The 14,494-nt window shown below is 42.0% G+C and carries 14 protein-coding genes, 10 tRNA genes and 2 rRNA genes (1 of these 26 only partly in view); 1 reads left to right on the top strand and 25 read right to left on the bottom strand.

Annotated elements, in window-relative coordinates; translation table 11 throughout:
- The 13 genes from NSQ84_RS02000 to NSQ84_RS01940 all read right to left on the bottom strand — a co-directional run.
- Nucleotides 1-1,053: ribosomal RNA gene (locus NSQ84_RS02000) — 23S ribosomal RNA — on the bottom strand; it reaches 1,879 nt to the left of the window's first position.
- Nucleotides 1,054-1,191: 138 nt separating this feature from the next.
- A 16S ribosomal RNA gene (locus NSQ84_RS01995) occupies nt 1,192-2,745 on the bottom strand.
- Together the 16S and 23S rRNA genes with 10 tRNA genes alongside form the textbook arrangement of a ribosomal RNA operon.
- Nucleotides 2,746-2,818: 73 nt before the next feature.
- Nucleotides 2,819-2,892, bottom strand: a tRNA-Gly gene (locus tag NSQ84_RS01990).
- Between the two features lie 210 nt (nt 2,893-3,102).
- Nucleotides 3,103-3,176: transfer RNA gene (locus tag NSQ84_RS01985), tRNA-Pro, on the bottom strand.
- Nucleotides 3,177-3,180: 4 nt separating this feature from the next.
- Nucleotides 3,181-3,257: transfer RNA gene (locus NSQ84_RS01980), tRNA-Arg, on the bottom strand.
- 53 nt (nt 3,258-3,310) lie between these two features.
- Nucleotides 3,311-3,396, bottom strand: a tRNA-Leu gene (locus NSQ84_RS01975).
- 5 nt (nt 3,397-3,401) lie between these two features.
- Nucleotides 3,402-3,483, bottom strand: a tRNA-Leu gene (locus NSQ84_RS01970).
- Nucleotides 3,484-3,489: 6 nt separating this feature from the next.
- A tRNA-Lys gene (locus tag NSQ84_RS01965) sits at nt 3,490-3,565 on the bottom strand.
- Between the two features lie 19 nt (nt 3,566-3,584).
- Nucleotides 3,585-3,659 (bottom strand) — tRNA-Gln (locus tag NSQ84_RS01960).
- 119 nt (nt 3,660-3,778) lie between these two features.
- Nucleotides 3,779-3,850: transfer RNA gene (locus NSQ84_RS01955), tRNA-Glu, on the bottom strand.
- Between the two features lie 8 nt (nt 3,851-3,858).
- Nucleotides 3,859-3,949, bottom strand: a tRNA-Ser gene (locus tag NSQ84_RS01950).
- Nucleotides 3,950-3,953: 4 nt separating this feature from the next.
- Nucleotides 3,954-4,028, bottom strand: a tRNA-Asn gene (locus NSQ84_RS01945).
- Nucleotides 4,029-4,162: 134 nt separating this feature from the next.
- Nucleotides 4,163-4,621 (bottom strand): SprT family protein, encoded by a 459-nt coding sequence (locus NSQ84_RS01940; protein WP_063388239.1) that lies wholly within the window; start codon nt 4,619-4,621, stop codon nt 4,163-4,165.
- A gap of 169 nt (nt 4,622-4,790) precedes the next feature.
- Between NSQ84_RS01940 and cmpA the strand changes: the two genes are divergently transcribed.
- Nucleotides 4,791-4,904, top strand: coding sequence for a cortex morphogenetic protein CmpA (gene cmpA, locus NSQ84_RS01935; protein ID WP_094245000.1), 114 nt, complete (start codon nt 4,791-4,793; stop codon nt 4,902-4,904).
- A gap of 142 nt (nt 4,905-5,046) precedes the next feature.
- On the opposite strand, the gene NSQ84_RS01930 is transcribed toward cmpA, so the two are convergent.
- The 12 genes from NSQ84_RS01930 to alr all read right to left on the bottom strand — a co-directional run bounded on the left by NSQ84_RS01930 (nt 5,047) and on the right by alr (nt 14,446).
- Entirely contained in the window at nt 5,047-7,203 is a 2,157-nt protein-coding gene (locus tag NSQ84_RS01930; protein WP_066247056.1) for a Tex family protein, read from the bottom strand.
- Between the two features lie 98 nt (nt 7,204-7,301).
- Nucleotides 7,302-7,901 carry a PP2C family serine/threonine-protein phosphatase gene (locus NSQ84_RS01925; RefSeq protein ID WP_063388237.1) on the bottom strand — a complete coding sequence of 200 codons (600 nt, stop codon included), beginning with the start codon at nt 7,899-7,901 and terminating at the stop codon, nt 7,302-7,304.
- On the bottom strand, nt 7,898-8,683 hold the full coding sequence (sigB, locus tag NSQ84_RS01920; RefSeq protein ID WP_063388236.1) for an RNA polymerase sigma factor SigB: 786 nt from the start codon (nt 8,681-8,683) through the stop codon (nt 7,898-7,900). The genes NSQ84_RS01925 and sigB overlap by 4 nt, the downstream gene beginning before the upstream one ends.
- Nucleotides 8,649-9,131: an anti-sigma B factor RsbW gene (rsbW, locus tag NSQ84_RS01915; protein WP_278342289.1), complete on the bottom strand. Its 483-nt coding sequence runs from the start codon at nt 9,129-9,131 to the stop codon at nt 8,649-8,651. The genes sigB and rsbW overlap by 35 nt, the downstream gene beginning before the upstream one ends.
- Nucleotides 9,131-9,454 (bottom strand): anti-sigma factor antagonist, encoded by a 324-nt coding sequence (locus NSQ84_RS01910; RefSeq protein WP_063388234.1) that lies wholly within the window; start codon nt 9,452-9,454, stop codon nt 9,131-9,133. Before NSQ84_RS01910 ends, rsbW begins: the two co-directional genes overlap by 1 nt.
- 60 nt (nt 9,455-9,514) lie before the next feature.
- Complete coding sequence (locus NSQ84_RS01905) at nt 9,515-10,522, bottom strand: PP2C family protein-serine/threonine phosphatase (protein WP_066247065.1); 1,008 nt, start codon at nt 10,520-10,522, stop codon at nt 9,515-9,517.
- Nucleotides 10,523-10,531: 9 nt separating this feature from the next.
- Nucleotides 10,532-10,933 carry an anti-sigma regulatory factor gene (locus NSQ84_RS01900; protein ID WP_063388232.1) on the bottom strand — a complete coding sequence of 134 codons (402 nt, stop codon included), beginning with the start codon at nt 10,931-10,933 and terminating at the stop codon, nt 10,532-10,534.
- Between the two features lies 1 nt (nt 10,934).
- Entirely contained in the window at nt 10,935-11,297 is a 363-nt protein-coding gene (locus NSQ84_RS01895; RefSeq protein WP_063388242.1) for an STAS domain-containing protein, read from the bottom strand.
- Complete coding sequence (locus NSQ84_RS01890) at nt 11,297-12,073, bottom strand: STAS domain-containing protein (RefSeq protein ID WP_339212722.1); 777 nt, start codon at nt 12,071-12,073, stop codon at nt 11,297-11,299. Before NSQ84_RS01890 ends, NSQ84_RS01895 begins: the two co-directional genes overlap by 1 nt.
- A 434-nt stretch (nt 12,074-12,507) precedes the next feature.
- Nucleotides 12,508-12,858 (bottom strand): type II toxin-antitoxin system endoribonuclease NdoA, encoded by a 351-nt coding sequence (ndoA, locus tag NSQ84_RS01885; RefSeq protein ID WP_063388230.1) that lies wholly within the window; start codon nt 12,856-12,858, stop codon nt 12,508-12,510.
- Between the two features lie 4 nt (nt 12,859-12,862).
- A complete protein-coding gene (locus NSQ84_RS01880) occupies nt 12,863-13,144 on the bottom strand; it encodes a hypothetical protein (protein ID WP_063388229.1) in 282 nt (93 codons plus the stop codon).
- Between the two features lie 147 nt (nt 13,145-13,291).
- Nucleotides 13,292-14,446 carry an alanine racemase gene (gene alr, locus NSQ84_RS01875; protein ID WP_327873183.1) on the bottom strand — a complete coding sequence of 385 codons (1,155 nt, stop codon included), beginning with the start codon at nt 14,444-14,446 and terminating at the stop codon, nt 13,292-13,294.
- Nucleotides 14,447-14,494: the final 48 nt, after the last annotated feature.

Raw genomic sequence — 14,494 nt, 5'->3', positions numbered from 1 at the left:
TTGGGACCTTAGCTGGCGGTCTGGGCTGTTTCCCTTTTGACCACGGATCTTATCACTCGCAGTCTGACTCCCAAGGATAAGTCATTGGCATTCGGAGTTTGACTGAATTCGGTAACCCGATGGGGGCCCCTCGTCCAATCAGTGCTCTACCTCCAAGACTCTTCCCTTGAGGCTAGCCCTAAAGCTATTTCGGAGAGAACCAGCTATCTCCAAGTTCGATTGGCATTTCACCCCTACCCACACCTCATCCCCGCACTTTTCAACGTGCGTGGGTTCGGGCCTCCAGCAAGTGTTACCTTGCCTTCACCCTGGACATGGGTAGATCACCTGGTTTCGGGTCTGCGACCTCGTACTATTTCGCCCTCTTCAGACTCGCTTTCGCTGCGGCTCCGCCTTTCGGCTTAACCTTGCACGAAATCGCAACTCGCCGGTTCATTCTACAAAAGGCACGCCATCACCCGTTAATGGGCTCTGACTACTTGTAGGCACACGGTTTCAGGTTCTCTTTCACTCCCCTCCCGGGGTGCTTTTCACCTTTCCCTCACGGTACTGGTTCACTATCGGTCACTAGGGAGTATTTAGCCTTGGGAGATGGTCCTCCCTGCTTCCGACGGGATTTCACGTGTCCCGCCGTACTCAGGATCCACTCGGGAGGGAACGGAGTTTCGACTACAGGGTTGTTACCTTCTCTGACGGGCCTTTCCAGACCTCTTCGTCTACCCCGTTCCTTTGTCACTCCTTAATCGAGTGTCCTACAACCCCAAGAGGCACGCCTCTTGGTTTGGGCTGTTCCCGTTTCGCTCGCCGCTACTCAGGGAATCGCTGTTGCTTTCTCTTCCTCCGGGTACTTAGATGTTTCAGTTCCCCGGGTTGCCCTCCATACCCTATGGATTCAGGTATGGATACTGCCCCATTACGGGCAGTGGGTTCCCCCATTCGGACATCTCCGGATCGACGCTTACTTACAGCTCCCCGAAGCATTTCGGTGTTTGTCCCGTCCTTCATCGGCTCCTAGTGCCAAGGCATCCACCGTGCGCCCTTTCTAACTTAACCGTTTCTTCCTAACATGAGCGATCTATTCGTGAATGTCTTTCCGTTATCCAGTTTTCAAAGAACAATCAAGAAGGATATGATCCTTCAAAACTAAACAAAACGGAAAAGCGCACCCTATTTCAATGTATATATCCTTAGAAAGGAGGTGATCCAGCCGCACCTTCCGATACGGCTACCTTGTTACGACTTCACCCCAATCATTTGTCCCACCTTCGGCGGCTGGCTCCCGTAAGGGTTACCCCACCGACTTCGGGTGTTACAAACTCTCGTGGTGTGACGGGCGGTGTGTACAAGACCCGGGAACGTATTCACCGCGGCATGCTGATCCGCGATTACTAGCGATTCCGGCTTCATGCAGGCGAGTTGCAGCCTGCAATCCGAACTGAGAGTGGTTTTTTGGGATTCGCTCCACCTCGCGGTTTCGCTGCCCTTTGTACCACCCATTGTAGCACGTGTGTAGCCCAGGTCATAAGGGGCATGATGATTTGACGTCATCCCCACCTTCCTCCGACTTTTAGCCGGCAGTCACCTTAGAGTGCCCAACTGAATGCTGGCAACTAAGGTCAAGGGTTGCGCTCGTTGCGGGACTTAACCCAACATCTCACGACACGAGCTGACGACAACCATGCACCACCTGTCACCCTGTCCCCGAAAGGGGAACGCCCTATCTCTAGGGTTGTCAGGGGATGTCAAGACCTGGTAAGGTTCTTCGCGTTGCTTCGAATTAAACCACATGCTCCACCGCTTGTGCGGGTCCCCGTCAATTCCTTTGAGTTTCAGCCTTGCGGCCGTACTCCCCAGGCGGAGTGCTTAATGCGTTTGCTGCAGCACTAAAGGGTGGATACCCTCTAACACTTAGCACTCATCGTTTACGGCGTGGACTACCAGGGTATCTAATCCTGTTCGCTCCCCACGCTTTCGCGCCTCAGCGTCAGTTACAGGCCAGAGAGCCGCCTTCGCCACTGGTGTTCCTCCACATCTCTACGCATTTCACCGCTACACGTGGAATTCCGCTCCCCTCTCCTGCACTCAAGTTCCCCAGTTTCCAATGGCCGCTCGCGGTTGAGCCGCGAGATTTCACATCAGACTTAAGGAACCGCCTGCGCGCGCTTTACGCCCAATAATTCCGGACAACGCTTGCCACCTACGTATTACCGCGGCTGCTGGCACGTAGTTAGCCGTGGCTTCCTCGTCAGGTACCGTCAAGGTACCGCCCTGTTCGAACGGTACTTGTTCTTCCCTGACAACAGAGCTTTACGATCCGAAGACCTTCTTCGCTCACGCGGCGTTGCTCCGTCAGACTTTCGTCCATTGCGGAAGATTCCCTACTGCTGCCTCCCGTAGGAGTCTGGGCCGTGTCTCAGTCCCAGTGTGGCCGGTCACCCTCTCAGGTCGGCTACGCATCGTCGCCTTGGTGAGCCGTTACCTCACCAACTAGCTAATGCGCCGCGGGCCCATCCTGCAGTGACAGCTAAAAGCCGCCTTTCAACCGAAAACCATGCGGTTTTCGGTGTTATCCGGTATTAGCTCCGGTTTCCCGAAGTTATCCCAGTCTGCAGGGCAGGTTGCCCACGTGTTACTCACCCGTCCGCCGCTAACCTAAAGGAGCAAGCTCCCTTCGGTCCGCTCGACTTGCATGTATTAGGCACGCCGCCAGCGTTCGTCCTGAGCCAGGATCAAACTCTCCAAAAAAAGTTTGTCACCAAATGCTCTTTTAGAATCAACAGGCACGCTTTTCGTTTTGTTCAGTTTTCAAAGATCATTTTGGAGCGGGTGATGGGAATCGAACCCACGACATCAGCTTGGAAGGCTGAGGTTTTACCACTAAACTACACCCGCGCGAAAATATTTGTTTTTCTATTTAGATGATAAACACGCATTTTCCATGCCTCTTCCTCTTCCAGCATTGTTCGAGGATGTAAATGCGTCGAGGCAACTCGCAGATTATTCATTGAAGTGTCGCTCGTGGCTGAGGTTTTACCACTAAACTACACCCGCATATCTTAATTTATTCATGCAATTTTGCTTTTAAGCCTTTATTGATCAAAATCGGGAAGACAGGATTCGAACCTGCGACCCCATGGTCCCAAACCATGTGCTCTACCAAGCTGAGCTACTTCCCGTATATGGCGCGCCCGAGAGGAGTCGAACCCCTAACCTTTTGATCCGTAGTCAAACGCTCTATCCAATTGAGCTACGGGCGCATTCCACAGGTTTTTTATTGTAACTCACTTAAAATATGATGTCAACACTTTTTTGGTGCGGTAGAGAGGACTCGAACCTCCACGGGGTCGCCCCCACTAGGCCCTCAACCTAGCGCGTCTGCCATTCCGCCACTACCGCGAATATGCGGGTGGAGGGACTTGAACCCCCACGCCGTAAGGCGCTAGATCCTAAGTCTAGTGCGTCTGCCAATTCCGCCACACCCGCATTAAATGGTGAGCCATGGAGGATTCGAACCTCCGACCCTCTGATTAAAAGTCAGATGCTCTACCGACTGAGCTAATGGCTCTTATTATTTTTATAATAAGTGGCTGGGCTAGCTGGATTCGAACCAGCGCATCACGGAGTCAAAGTCCGTTGCCTTACCGCTTGGCTATAGCCCATCAAAAAGTCACAAAATTTATTGTAACATTTTTTGAACGCTATGTAAAGACTTTTTGTTTTGGATTTTTTAAAGTTAGAAATAGGAAGTTTTTCAACTTCCTATTTCAGCGAATATGAATGACCCGTACGGGATTCGAACCCGTGTTACCGCCGTGAAAGGGCGGTGTCTTAACCACTTGACCAACGGGCCATTTTTCATGGCGGAGAAGGAGGGATTTGAACCCTCGCGCCGCTTACACGACCTACTCCCTTAGCAGGGGAGCCCCTTCAGCCACTTGGGTACTTCTCCAAATTGGCTCCGCAGGCAGGATTCGAACCTGCGACCGTTCGGTTAACAGCCGAATGCTCTACCACTGAGCTACTGCGGAATGAAGAAAAAATTGACGACTGTAACCATTGTAATGAGCATTTATAATTTTGTCAACAGTTCGTTATATATTGTTTTTCGCTGCCATCCAATTAGCGACGGCTTTTATACTTTATCATATCTTTCTCCTTTTCGTCAACCATTATTTTTATAAAATTGAATTTTTCCTCCGCACTTTCCGCATAAATATCGTTCTGGGTTCATTTTTCTACGGCGAATAAAAGTGCTCATACATGATAGGCATTTATAAATATAAATAATATTATTTTTATTTTTTTCTCTTAATGGTGTGCAAAATCTAGGTGCACCTACTTTTTTTAAAAGCATTTTAAAGTCAGAGTCCCGATGCCGAAAACCTTTTCCTTCGATATGAAGATGGTAGTGGCAAAGTTCATGCTTAATAATCCCTATTAATTCGTCCATTCCGTATTGTTCATAATATTTTTTATTCACTTCAATATCATGGCTGTTTAATAAATATCTTCCGCCTGTTGTTCGAAGACGGTGATTAAAATACGCTTTGTGAACAAATTTTTTCCCAAAAAAGGATAGTGAAATTTGCTCCACAAGTTTTTGAAGCTGGTCATCATTCAATGTACTGCACCTACTTTAAAAACATGTTGAACAGGACAACAACTTAACGCATACAATAAATATTACTACATCTAATCGGACTCACATATTTTATTTTAGCATATGCTTTTTTTCTTGACCATAAAATGGCAAGCCAAAAAGAACAATACATCCAAGGAGGTATTAACCAATGCCGAATTGGCTTATAAATCAAATGAAGAAAGCATATTATGAAAAAAACGTTTATCAAATCAAGTTATTAAATCAATGCTGGTATTTCTATAGAAAAAAGCATTGCTCATAATTCAACAGCTCTCAAAGAACAGACTAACTTTTTTCAAAATTTTTGGTTGATAGATCGTTGTTTGCTTCCATCAGCATGCAATATAAGGTTGATAAAAAAATCAGCTGTCGACTTTGCCGACAGCCGTGATTTCTGTTGTTATTTATTTAACCATTGTTAAAGCGACTCTTCCTTTATCAACATCAACTTTTTCCACCCAGACTGTCACGATGTCCCCAACCGAAACAACGTCCAAAGGATGCTTTACATATTGTTTGCTTAATTTTGAAATGTGCACAAGTCCATCCTGTTTAACGCCGATATCAACAAATACACCAAAGTCTACTACGTTTCGAACCGTTCCTTGCAGCTCCATTCCTTCTTTCAAGTCTTCAAGCTGCAGCACATCTTTTTTCAAAAGAGGTTTTGGAACTTCATCACGAGGATCGCGCTCCGGTCTCATTAAAGCATCGCATATATCCTTCAATGTATATTCGCCAATATGCAAGGCTTTTGAAGTTTCTTGAATATTCAGCGATCTGATTTTATCTTTCAACAGTTCTGTACCGATATCATCGACTGTCAATGAAAGGCTTGACAGCAGTTTTCTAGCGTCTTCATAGCTTTCAGGATGAATGCTCGTCCTGTCAAGCGGATCGTCGCCGTCCAATATTCTTAAAAAGCCGATACATTGCTCATACGTTTTCTCCCCAAGCCGTGGGATGGATTTTAAATCGTTGCGATTCACAAATTTTCCAATTTCTTCTCTTCGTTTCACAATATTATGAGCCACTGTTTTTGATAATCCAGATACGTATTGCAACAGAGACGGCGAAGCAGTATTTACGTTGACACCGACTTGGTTGACAACTGTTTCCACAACAAACGTTAAAGAGTCATGCAATTTCTTTTGGGATACATCATGCTGGTATTGACCAACACCGATTGATTTAGGATCAATTTTCACCAATTCAGCAAGCGGATCTTGAAGCCTTCTAGCAATGGATACTGCGCTGCGTTCTTCGACTTCAAGATCTGGGAACTCTTCCCGGGCTAAATCAGAAGCTGAATAAACACTTGCTCCCGCCTCGTTAACAATTAAATAATAAATATCTTCTTTTAATTCTTTTATTACATCTGCAACAAATTGTTCTGTTTCTCTTGAAGCTGTTCCATTGCCGATAGCGATTACTTCAATTTGGAAGCGTTGAATAATATCGATCAGCTTTTGTTTTGATTTTTCTATTTCATTTTTTGGCGGATGAGGATAAATCACATCAATATAAAGAACTTTTCCAGTTTCATCGACTGCCGCAAGCTTGCATCCTGTACGGTAAGCCGGGTCGATTCCTAAAACGATCGTTCCTTTTAATGGAGGTTGAAGGAGCAGTTTTCTTAAATTTTCGGAAAAAACACGAATGGCCTGATCTTCAGCTTTTTCAGTCAATTCTTTTCTAATCTCCCGCTCAATCGAAGGCTGTATGAGCCGTCTATACGCATCCTCCAACGTTTCAATTAAAATATCAGCAGCAATTGTCCTTTGATCCGAAACAACTTTTTTCTTCAAATAGGCTACTATTTGTTCTGTCGGCGGCTCGATTGCCACCCTTAAAATCCCTTCCTTCTCCCCTCTGTTTAACGCCAAAACACGATGGGGAACGATTTTTTTGATCGGTTCTTCATATTGGTAATACATTTCGAATACTTTTTTCTCATCTTTTTCTTCGTCTTTACACGTTGAGACGACCATACCTTCTTTCAACGTTTGCTCCCTTATCCATTGCCGATAATTCGGATCGTCTGAAATCCATTCTGCAATAATATCTTTTGCACCAGAGAGAGCATCTTCAACCGTATGGATTTCTTTCTCTTCATTGATGTATTTTTCGGCTTCTTCTTCAATCGATCCCGCTAGCGGCAAGGAATATATCCATTTGGCTAAAGGCTCAAGCCCTCTTTCTTTTGCAATCGTTGCTTTCGTTCTTCTTTTTTGCCGGTATGGCCGATACAAGTCTTCAACTTGCTGCAATTTTTCAGCCGCCAGTATTTCATTTCGCAAAGATTCTGTTAGTTTTCCTTGTTCCTCAATTAACCGAATAACTTCTTCTTTTCTTTTTTCAAGGTTTTGTATGTATTGCCAGCGCTCACTAATGTTTCGTATTTCCACTTCATTTAAAGCGCCTGTTTGTTCTTTTCTGTACCGCGCAATAAAAGGAACGGTGTTGCCGTCTTCAAGTAATGCAATGACATTTTGAATTTGTTTGGTGGATATTGATAATTCGCTGCTTAACATTTGAAAAATTTTCTCATTATTTAACATTCTTTAGCCTCCACTACTATTTCCATCTACATAAACATTTTATCAAAAATTTTTTCAACATAAAAAGACAACCGTTATCCATCCGATTGTCCCAACAATTAAAAAAGCTGTCCGATTATATAAGTTAAATCATCTGTCCGATCGGAAAGAAATTTATTGAAGCCTTTCGCAATCTCGTGAATAGAAGAATGATCTTTTAACGCCGTTTTAATGTTTGAAGCATAAAGGCCATCAGTGTGAATAATAAATTTTGACCCTTTTTCATATGAAAAAGTGCGGATGCGATATTTCTTCATTTTACCAGGTAAATATCCAGCGGTTGGAATTGGATAAATGTATTCCCCAGAAGGCAAATATAAGATGAAACGAACGTTTCCTACCGAGCCGTATGTAATAGTTTTGTCTACGAAATCCACTTTTAATATTCCGACTGTCGCGCCTCTTTTACCTTTTAATTTCTTATGGCACTGTTTAAAAATCTCATGTACAGTTTCCTGCTGGTATTGCTTCACCGTTTGGCATATGATTTCAGATGATTCACGCGCAGCTTGTCCACTTCCCAACCCATCTGCGACAACACAAACAAATCTATGCTCGTCCGTACAGGTGAAAAAACTGTCTCCACAATAAGCACTGCCTACTTTTCCAACCTGACATGTCAAAAATTGAATATGTTCAGTTTCTTGATATTGAATCATTGCCCTATCTCCATTGGATCAGCGTGAACAGCTTTTTTTAATTTTTTTAATGCTTGGCGCAATAGTCTGGAAACATGCATTTGGGAGATACCTAAAATTTCACCTATTTCTTTTTGACTGCGGTTATGATAAAAAGAATGTAGAATAATTTCTTTTTCTCTCTCAGTTAAAACGTGCATAATGTTTTCAATAGTCAGTTTTTGAAGAATGCGTTCAAAGCCCTCGTCTTTTTGTCCGACAAGATCTAAAATGGTGACCGCGGTTCCATCCGGTCCAGCTTCTATTGAGTGATCAACAGAAAGCGTATGATAGTTTTTGACCATTTCCATAGCTTCCAAAACTTCTTCCTCAGCTGCTCCTAAATATTCTGCTATTTCCTTGACCTTCGGAGAGCGCTCCAGCTGACTCGTCAACTGCTCCACCGCTGCATTTATTTTTGGTCCAAGTTCTTTCATTCTGCGGGGCACATGGACGCTCCACGTTTTATCCCGAAGATAGCGTTTGATTTCTCCAATAATCGTTGGAACAACAAACGCATCAAATGATTTCCCAACTGTTGGGTCGAAGCGATCAATCGCTCCCAATAAACCGATCATCCCGACCTGTACCAAATCCTCCTGATACATTTTCGAACTTGAGTACTTTTTTGCCAGTGCAACAACAATTGGCTGATAAAGTTCAATAATTTGTTCTTGTGCTTTTTCATCTTTATTTTCCTGAACTTGACGAATGAGTTCATGGATTTCGTTATTGCTTCGTTTTTGACCATGAGGTTTGTTCATTTCTCATTCGCTCCTCATTTAAAAGCTTGGACATCTTGACAGTTACTCCTGAGTTCATATCGATTGTCACTTCATCCATGAGCGTTTTAATTAGAAACAAACCTAAACCGCCCTCGCTCAATTTTTCAATCGGCATGGAAGGAGAATAAGGCCCGGTGTTTTCTTTCATTTTTGATAAATCGAAATTTTTCCCATCGTCTGAAACAGTGATCTCTAATCGATTTTCAAACAAGCTGAAGCCGATTCTCACTTCACCGTTTTCATCATGACCGTAGGCATGCTGCACCGCATTTGTACACGCTTCACTGACGGCAATCTTTAAATCTTCAATGTCATCATATGTGTACCCCATTCTATTGGCGATACCGGATAGAGTCAATCTGACAATCCCTATATACTCAGTTTTCGCAGGTATTTTCATTTCAATGTAATCAATACATTTATCCATTAATCCTCACCTTTTCTTGAAATCTCGATGATGCTGTCCAAACCGGTAATATGAAATAAGCGCTCCAGCCGCGGCGACAAATTTGTCAATTTCAGCTTTCCGCCTTGTTTTCTGACCGTTTTCAACAATCCGACAAAAACTCCTAATCCGGTTGAGTCCATATATTCAACATCTTTTAGGTTGACTTCAATAAAAGGTTCGCTTTCCTCAGAAATGGGCGCAAGTTTATTTTTTAGCGCTGGCGCAGTATAGGCATCAATCTCTCCTTTTAGATGCACATACGAAACCTTTTTTTCCCTTTTAATATCAATTTCAAGATTCATTCTGATCCCCCTCATAAAAGACAAAATCATCCATTCACTTATACCCTTTTTCGAAGCCGTTTAAACATTTTTTTTCATAATGATTAAGGTGAAATCATCCCGCAATTGAAAACCTTGCATTTTCTCAAAATCTTTATAAATATTTTCTACTATTTGCTGAGCAGGCAAATGTAAATGAGCTCGGATGGCGCTCGTCACTGCAGCTCTATCAATAAATCCTTCCTTCGTTCTTGTTTCAGTTACTCCATCTGACAAAAGAATAATCATATCGTTTTGGAAAAGATTTAATTCATATTGCTCATATTTCACTTGCCGGTCAACACCTAAAACAAGCCCTTTTGATTGAAGGTCATAAAAGTGATCCTCGCTGGCGCAATAATAAAAGCCCGGTTCATGTCCTGCAGATGCATATGTAATCTTATTCGTCCGAAAATCGTACTTACCAAAAAACATGGTAATAAACATATTGACATCGATGTTTTGTTCAACAACTCTATTTAAATTTTCTAATATGTAACTCGGATTTTGCCTTGATTCCAGGAGGCTGTCCATCGCATATTTAATCATTGATATACACAATGCTGCAGGTATGCCTTTGCCTATGACATCCGCAATCGCAACGCTCATTGTGTTTTCATGTTCTGCAAACTGGTAATAATCTCCGTTCATAATTTTGGCAGGAACGCTGATGACCCCTATGTCCAATTCTTCGACTTTTGGAATATTTGTTTGCAGCAGTGCCTGCTGTACGTTTGCTGCAATTTCAATTTCGGATTTCAGCTCAAGCTGCCTGCCCCTCAAAAATTGATGTTCTTGATAAGCCAGACCATAACCAACCATTACCTCCAATAAAAAGTCAAAGGAATCTAAAATCTTTTTTGGTATGTCTGGAAATAATTCTTTTAAAACTTTTAAATGGATGTTGATGATTTCCTCAGGCGGTATTTTATGTTCAATTGCTTTCCAACTGAAGCGCTGCCCTTCATATAAAGCTTGTTCGGTCAGTTCTTGAATGTAATTTGCTAACATCTCTTTATATTTCATTTGAATATCATCATCAAACGCCATAAAATCCTCCTAACGAAGCCATTTCACCACTTGTACAACGGTCCCTTCGCCTGTCTTTGAGTCGATATAAAATTCGTCCATTAAGCGCTTAACACCGGGCAATCCAGCCCCAAGTCCTCCTGACGTCGTAAATCCATCCTCCATTGCCTTGCGAATATCAGGAATTCCCGGCCCATGATCAGAGGCAGTAATTTTAATTCCTTTTTTTTCTTTTTCTTCAATTTTATCGATGTAAATTTTCCCACCATTTGCATAATGATAAATGTTCCTTGCTAATTCTGATATTGCGGTGGTAATCCGGGCTTGGTCCACTGCGCCGAATCCAAGTTCTTTCGCAGCATGACGACCCAATTGGCGGGCAGCCACAATATCCCATTCGTTCATAATCATTACACAGGATTGGCCATCCATTCTAATCCTCCAGCTCCTTAAGCAATTCCAGCCCTTTTTCCAAGTCAAGCGCAGTATGAATATCTTCCAGTTCAATGCCTAATTCGATCAGCGTAATAGCCACAGCAGGCTGAATACCTGTCAACACGACCGTCGCCCCCATTAACTTAGACATGTTGACACAGTCCCCTAAAATCTTGGCGATAAATGAATCAATGACATCAACCGAAGTTAAATCAATGACAACACCTGTTGCTCCTGTTTCATGAATTTTCTTTAATAAATCTTCCTGAAATTGCATCGCTGTTTTGTCGTCCAGCTCCCACTGTATTGAAATTAATAGATTATTATACAGTTTTAAAATAGGTATTTTTGACGTTTTCATCATCTGCGTTCACCCATTGAAACAATTTTTCGATTGGTCATTTCAAGCGCAGCTTCGATACCTTTTTGAAGGGTATTTTTCGTCGTAATTTGACTTAAATCAATGCCTAGATTCACTATCGTTTGCGCAATTTCAGGGCGAATGCCGACAAGCAAGCTTTTTGCTCCTACAAGACGAACTGCTTCTGCAGCTTGTATAATGTGATGGGCTACCATCGTATCCACAACAGGCACACCGGTTATATCAATCAGCACCACTTCAGAACGATATTTAACGACCCCTTTTAATAAATTTTCCATAATTCTTTTGGCACGGTCCGTATCAATCGTTCCAATCAATGGCATAACAGTGATGCTATCAAAAACCGGAATCAACGGCGCAGACAATTCTTGCAGAGCCATTTTTTGGAGATTAATGGTTCTTTCATATGAAGAGGTATATTGCAGAAATACTTCCCGATTAACCGGTGAGGTAACTTTCTCTATCTCCGATAATAATTCAAGCGGATCACCCGGTATTTGTTTCTCAAGCAATTTAGCAAATAATATTTTTTCAAAAGTATGTAAGCATTGAGCAATTTTGTCCATTGGCCAGTCAAGCTGGACAATCCGTTTTGAAAATTCATGAATTTTTCTGGAAAATTCATCTTCTTTGTTTTTGCTCCATTCGATGAGAATATTCACATATTCTGCAGCAATTGCTTGATTAATTTGATCAGACTCAGCGGAAATTGATTGGGCATCAGCCTTGTTGAAGCGATCAATCCAATCCTTCATAATCTCGTCTCGATGCATTCGGATAAATTCAACTATTTCAGAAATTTTCAGTGACATGTTGCATGTCTCCTTTCAAAAACTTTGCCTTTTCAACTTTTATAGAAAAATAAAAAAAATTATAGATATGTTCCCGTTTTTATCATTTTTCTTCCACAATATCTGCTAATGCTGTCGCATGCATTGCTTACAGCTATTTTATAAAGGGAATGCGGCAAATCTTCCTTTCATTTCTCGACTATGGAAGATGCTGTTTTTAAATGCTTCGTCGTTTAAAAAAGCGAATGCAGCTTGTCAGCACGTCTGTTCATTTTTGCGCAAAAATCAAAAATACCACAGTTTCGCAACTGTGGACATTTTTTCAATCTTATTTATTTTAAACATTCTACCTGCAGGCAGTCCTTTTGAAAAGATCGTTGAAATATACGTAAAAAATATTAGAAATCGATCAGCCCTAAACTGATTTGTAAGGCATCGTCCACTTTATCCATCATTTCATCATCAAGATGGGTAATTTTATCCGTTAACCGTTGTTTATCAATCGTTCTAATCTGCTCAAGCAAAATGACCGAATCCCGTTCAAATCCATATTTTTTCGCATCAATTTCAACATGAGTCGGCAATTTTGCTTTTTGAATTTGTGCTGTAATAGCGGCTACGATCACCGTTGGACTAAAACGATTCCCTATATCATTTTGGATAATTAAAACTGGACGAACGCCGCCTTGCTCTGAACCAACTACAGGGGATAAATCAGCAAAATAAACGTCGCCGCGTTTAACAATCAAAAGATTACCCCCCGCTAACTAAGCGTTCAACGGTGTGTTCAGCCTCATACTCTGCCAGAAAAGCCTCCGATGCAATATTTAGATTGATCTTCGCCATTTCCATATAACCGCGTCTCATTGACTCGCGAATTTGGCGTTTTTTACGCTCTCTCAAATACATTTTCATTGCTTGATAAATAAATTCACTTCTGTTTCCGTTTTCCTGTTTCACGATTCCATCTAATTCAGAAACAAGTGCTTGTGGCAATCGAACAATAATTTCCGTTGTTGAGCTGGATTCAGACACCAAAATACACCTCCACCGTTCCTACAAAGCCGAAATCATTTTATTCCAATATTAATATTAACATTTATATTCGTTGAAGCAAAGCCATTTTTCAAATAATTTCTTCAATATTATCGGCATTGAGATGAATATTTTATTCAAGTTTCTTCATTTTTCAGTAAGCAGAGGATTTCTTACGTTTGTTTTGCCTCCATTTCTTATATAAATCCGAGGAACCCGCCAATTGATCATGCATGGAATTTCATAATTAATCGTTTCCAGCCGTTTGGCCACTTCATCAACTGAAATCATGTCATTGCCTTGTGAACCGATAAGTGTCACTTTTGTCCCGACAGGTTTTTTTTCCGGAAGCTTAATCATCAGTTGATCCATGCAAATGCGCCCGATAATAGGAACGCGCCTTCCATCGACAAGAACTTCCGAACCAGTCAATTTTCGAATCCATCCATCAGCATAACCGATTGGAACCGTACCAATCCATTCCTCCTCTTTCGCTGCGTATGTTGCTCCGTAACTTACTTTTTCCCCTTTTTTTATTTTTTTAATATGAACAATCTTTGAGTGTAAAGAAAAGGCTTCATATAACGGAAAAGGCAGCGTGCTTTTGATAAATTCCGATGGCGCCAAACCATACATGGAAATGCCAAAGCGAACCGCATTAAAAGTTTTTGTTGGAAAGCGAAGAGTCGCAGCACTGTTTGCACAATGAATAATCAAACCGTCTGTATCCACGATTTGCAATAATTCCAGGAAACGTTCATATTGCTGTTCAAAATATGCTGTATCGTGTTCGTCTGCTGTGGCAAAATGAGTGAATATACCTTCTAATCGAAATAACTGCTGTCCCTTTATGAGCGAAATGGCTTGTTCGAGTTCTTTTTTATCTCTTATTCCGATCCGTCCCATACCTGTGTCTAATTTCAAGTGGATGTTGACTGATGTTTTCCCTAAATATTTTCCCGCACTTTCCAGCCATTCAGCTGAATAGGCAGTCACACTTATCCCATTTTCTCCTGCAACTGTAACATCTTCTGGTCTTACCGCTCCTAAAACGAGGATAGGGGCCTTTATTCCTGCTTGTCTCAATTTCAATGCTTCATCTAGAAAAGCGACTGCTAATTTAGCAGCACCTGCTGACAATGCTGCTTGGGCAACTTCCACATCTCCATGACCATAAGCATTAGCTTTCACAACAGCAATAATTTCAGTTTCATTCGGCAAATGTTCCTTTAATCCATGAATGTTCGTTTCAATATGATCTAAATTAATTTCTGCCCATGTATCTCGGAAATAGTTCTGCATCTTAATTTCATCTCCAACGATATCGTTTTGTTTATTTTATATCACTGT

This window comes from Aeribacillus sp. FSL K6-3256, from assembly GCF_037965805.1.
Taxonomy (GTDB): domain Bacteria; phylum Bacillota; class Bacilli; order Bacillales; family Aeribacillaceae; genus Aeribacillus; species Aeribacillus composti.
Note: the sequence above shows the minus strand (reverse complement) of the source record. Positions and strands in the feature narration are given on the sequence as shown.

Coding starts and splice junctions, on each gene's coding strand:
- NSQ84_RS01895 (WP_063388242.1), bottom strand. CDS start 11,297: ATGAAAACGTCAAAAATACCTATTTTAAAACTGTATAATAATCTATTA.
- alr (WP_327873183.1), bottom strand. CDS start 14,446: ATGCAGAACTATTTCCGAGATACATGGGCAGAAATTAATTTAGATCAT.
- NSQ84_RS01910 (WP_063388234.1), bottom strand. CDS start 9,454: ATGAATCTTGAAATTGATATTAAAAGGGAAAAAAAGGTTTCGTATGTG.
- NSQ84_RS01930 (WP_066247056.1), bottom strand. CDS start 7,203: ATGTTAAATAATGAGAAAATTTTTCAAATGTTAAGCAGCGAATTATCA.
- NSQ84_RS01925 (WP_063388237.1), bottom strand. CDS start 7,901: ATGATTCAATATCAAGAAACTGAACATATTCAATTTTTGACATGTCAG.
- cmpA (WP_094245000.1), top strand. CDS start 4,791: ATGCCGAATTGGCTTATAAATCAAATGAAGAAAGCATATTATGAAAAA.
- NSQ84_RS01900 (WP_063388232.1), bottom strand. CDS start 10,933: ATGGATGGCCAATCCTGTGTAATGATTATGAACGAATGGGATATTGTG.
- rsbW (WP_278342289.1), bottom strand. CDS start 9,131: ATGGATAAATGTATTGATTACATTGAAATGAAAATACCTGCGAAAACT.
- NSQ84_RS01905 (WP_066247065.1), bottom strand. CDS start 10,522: ATGGCGTTTGATGATGATATTCAAATGAAATATAAAGAGATGTTAGCA.
- NSQ84_RS01890 (WP_339212722.1), bottom strand. CDS start 12,073: ATGAAGGATTGGATTGATCGCTTCAACAAGGCTGATGCCCAATCAATT.
- sigB (WP_063388236.1), bottom strand. CDS start 8,683: ATGAACAAACCTCATGGTCAAAAACGAAGCAATAACGAAATCCATGAA.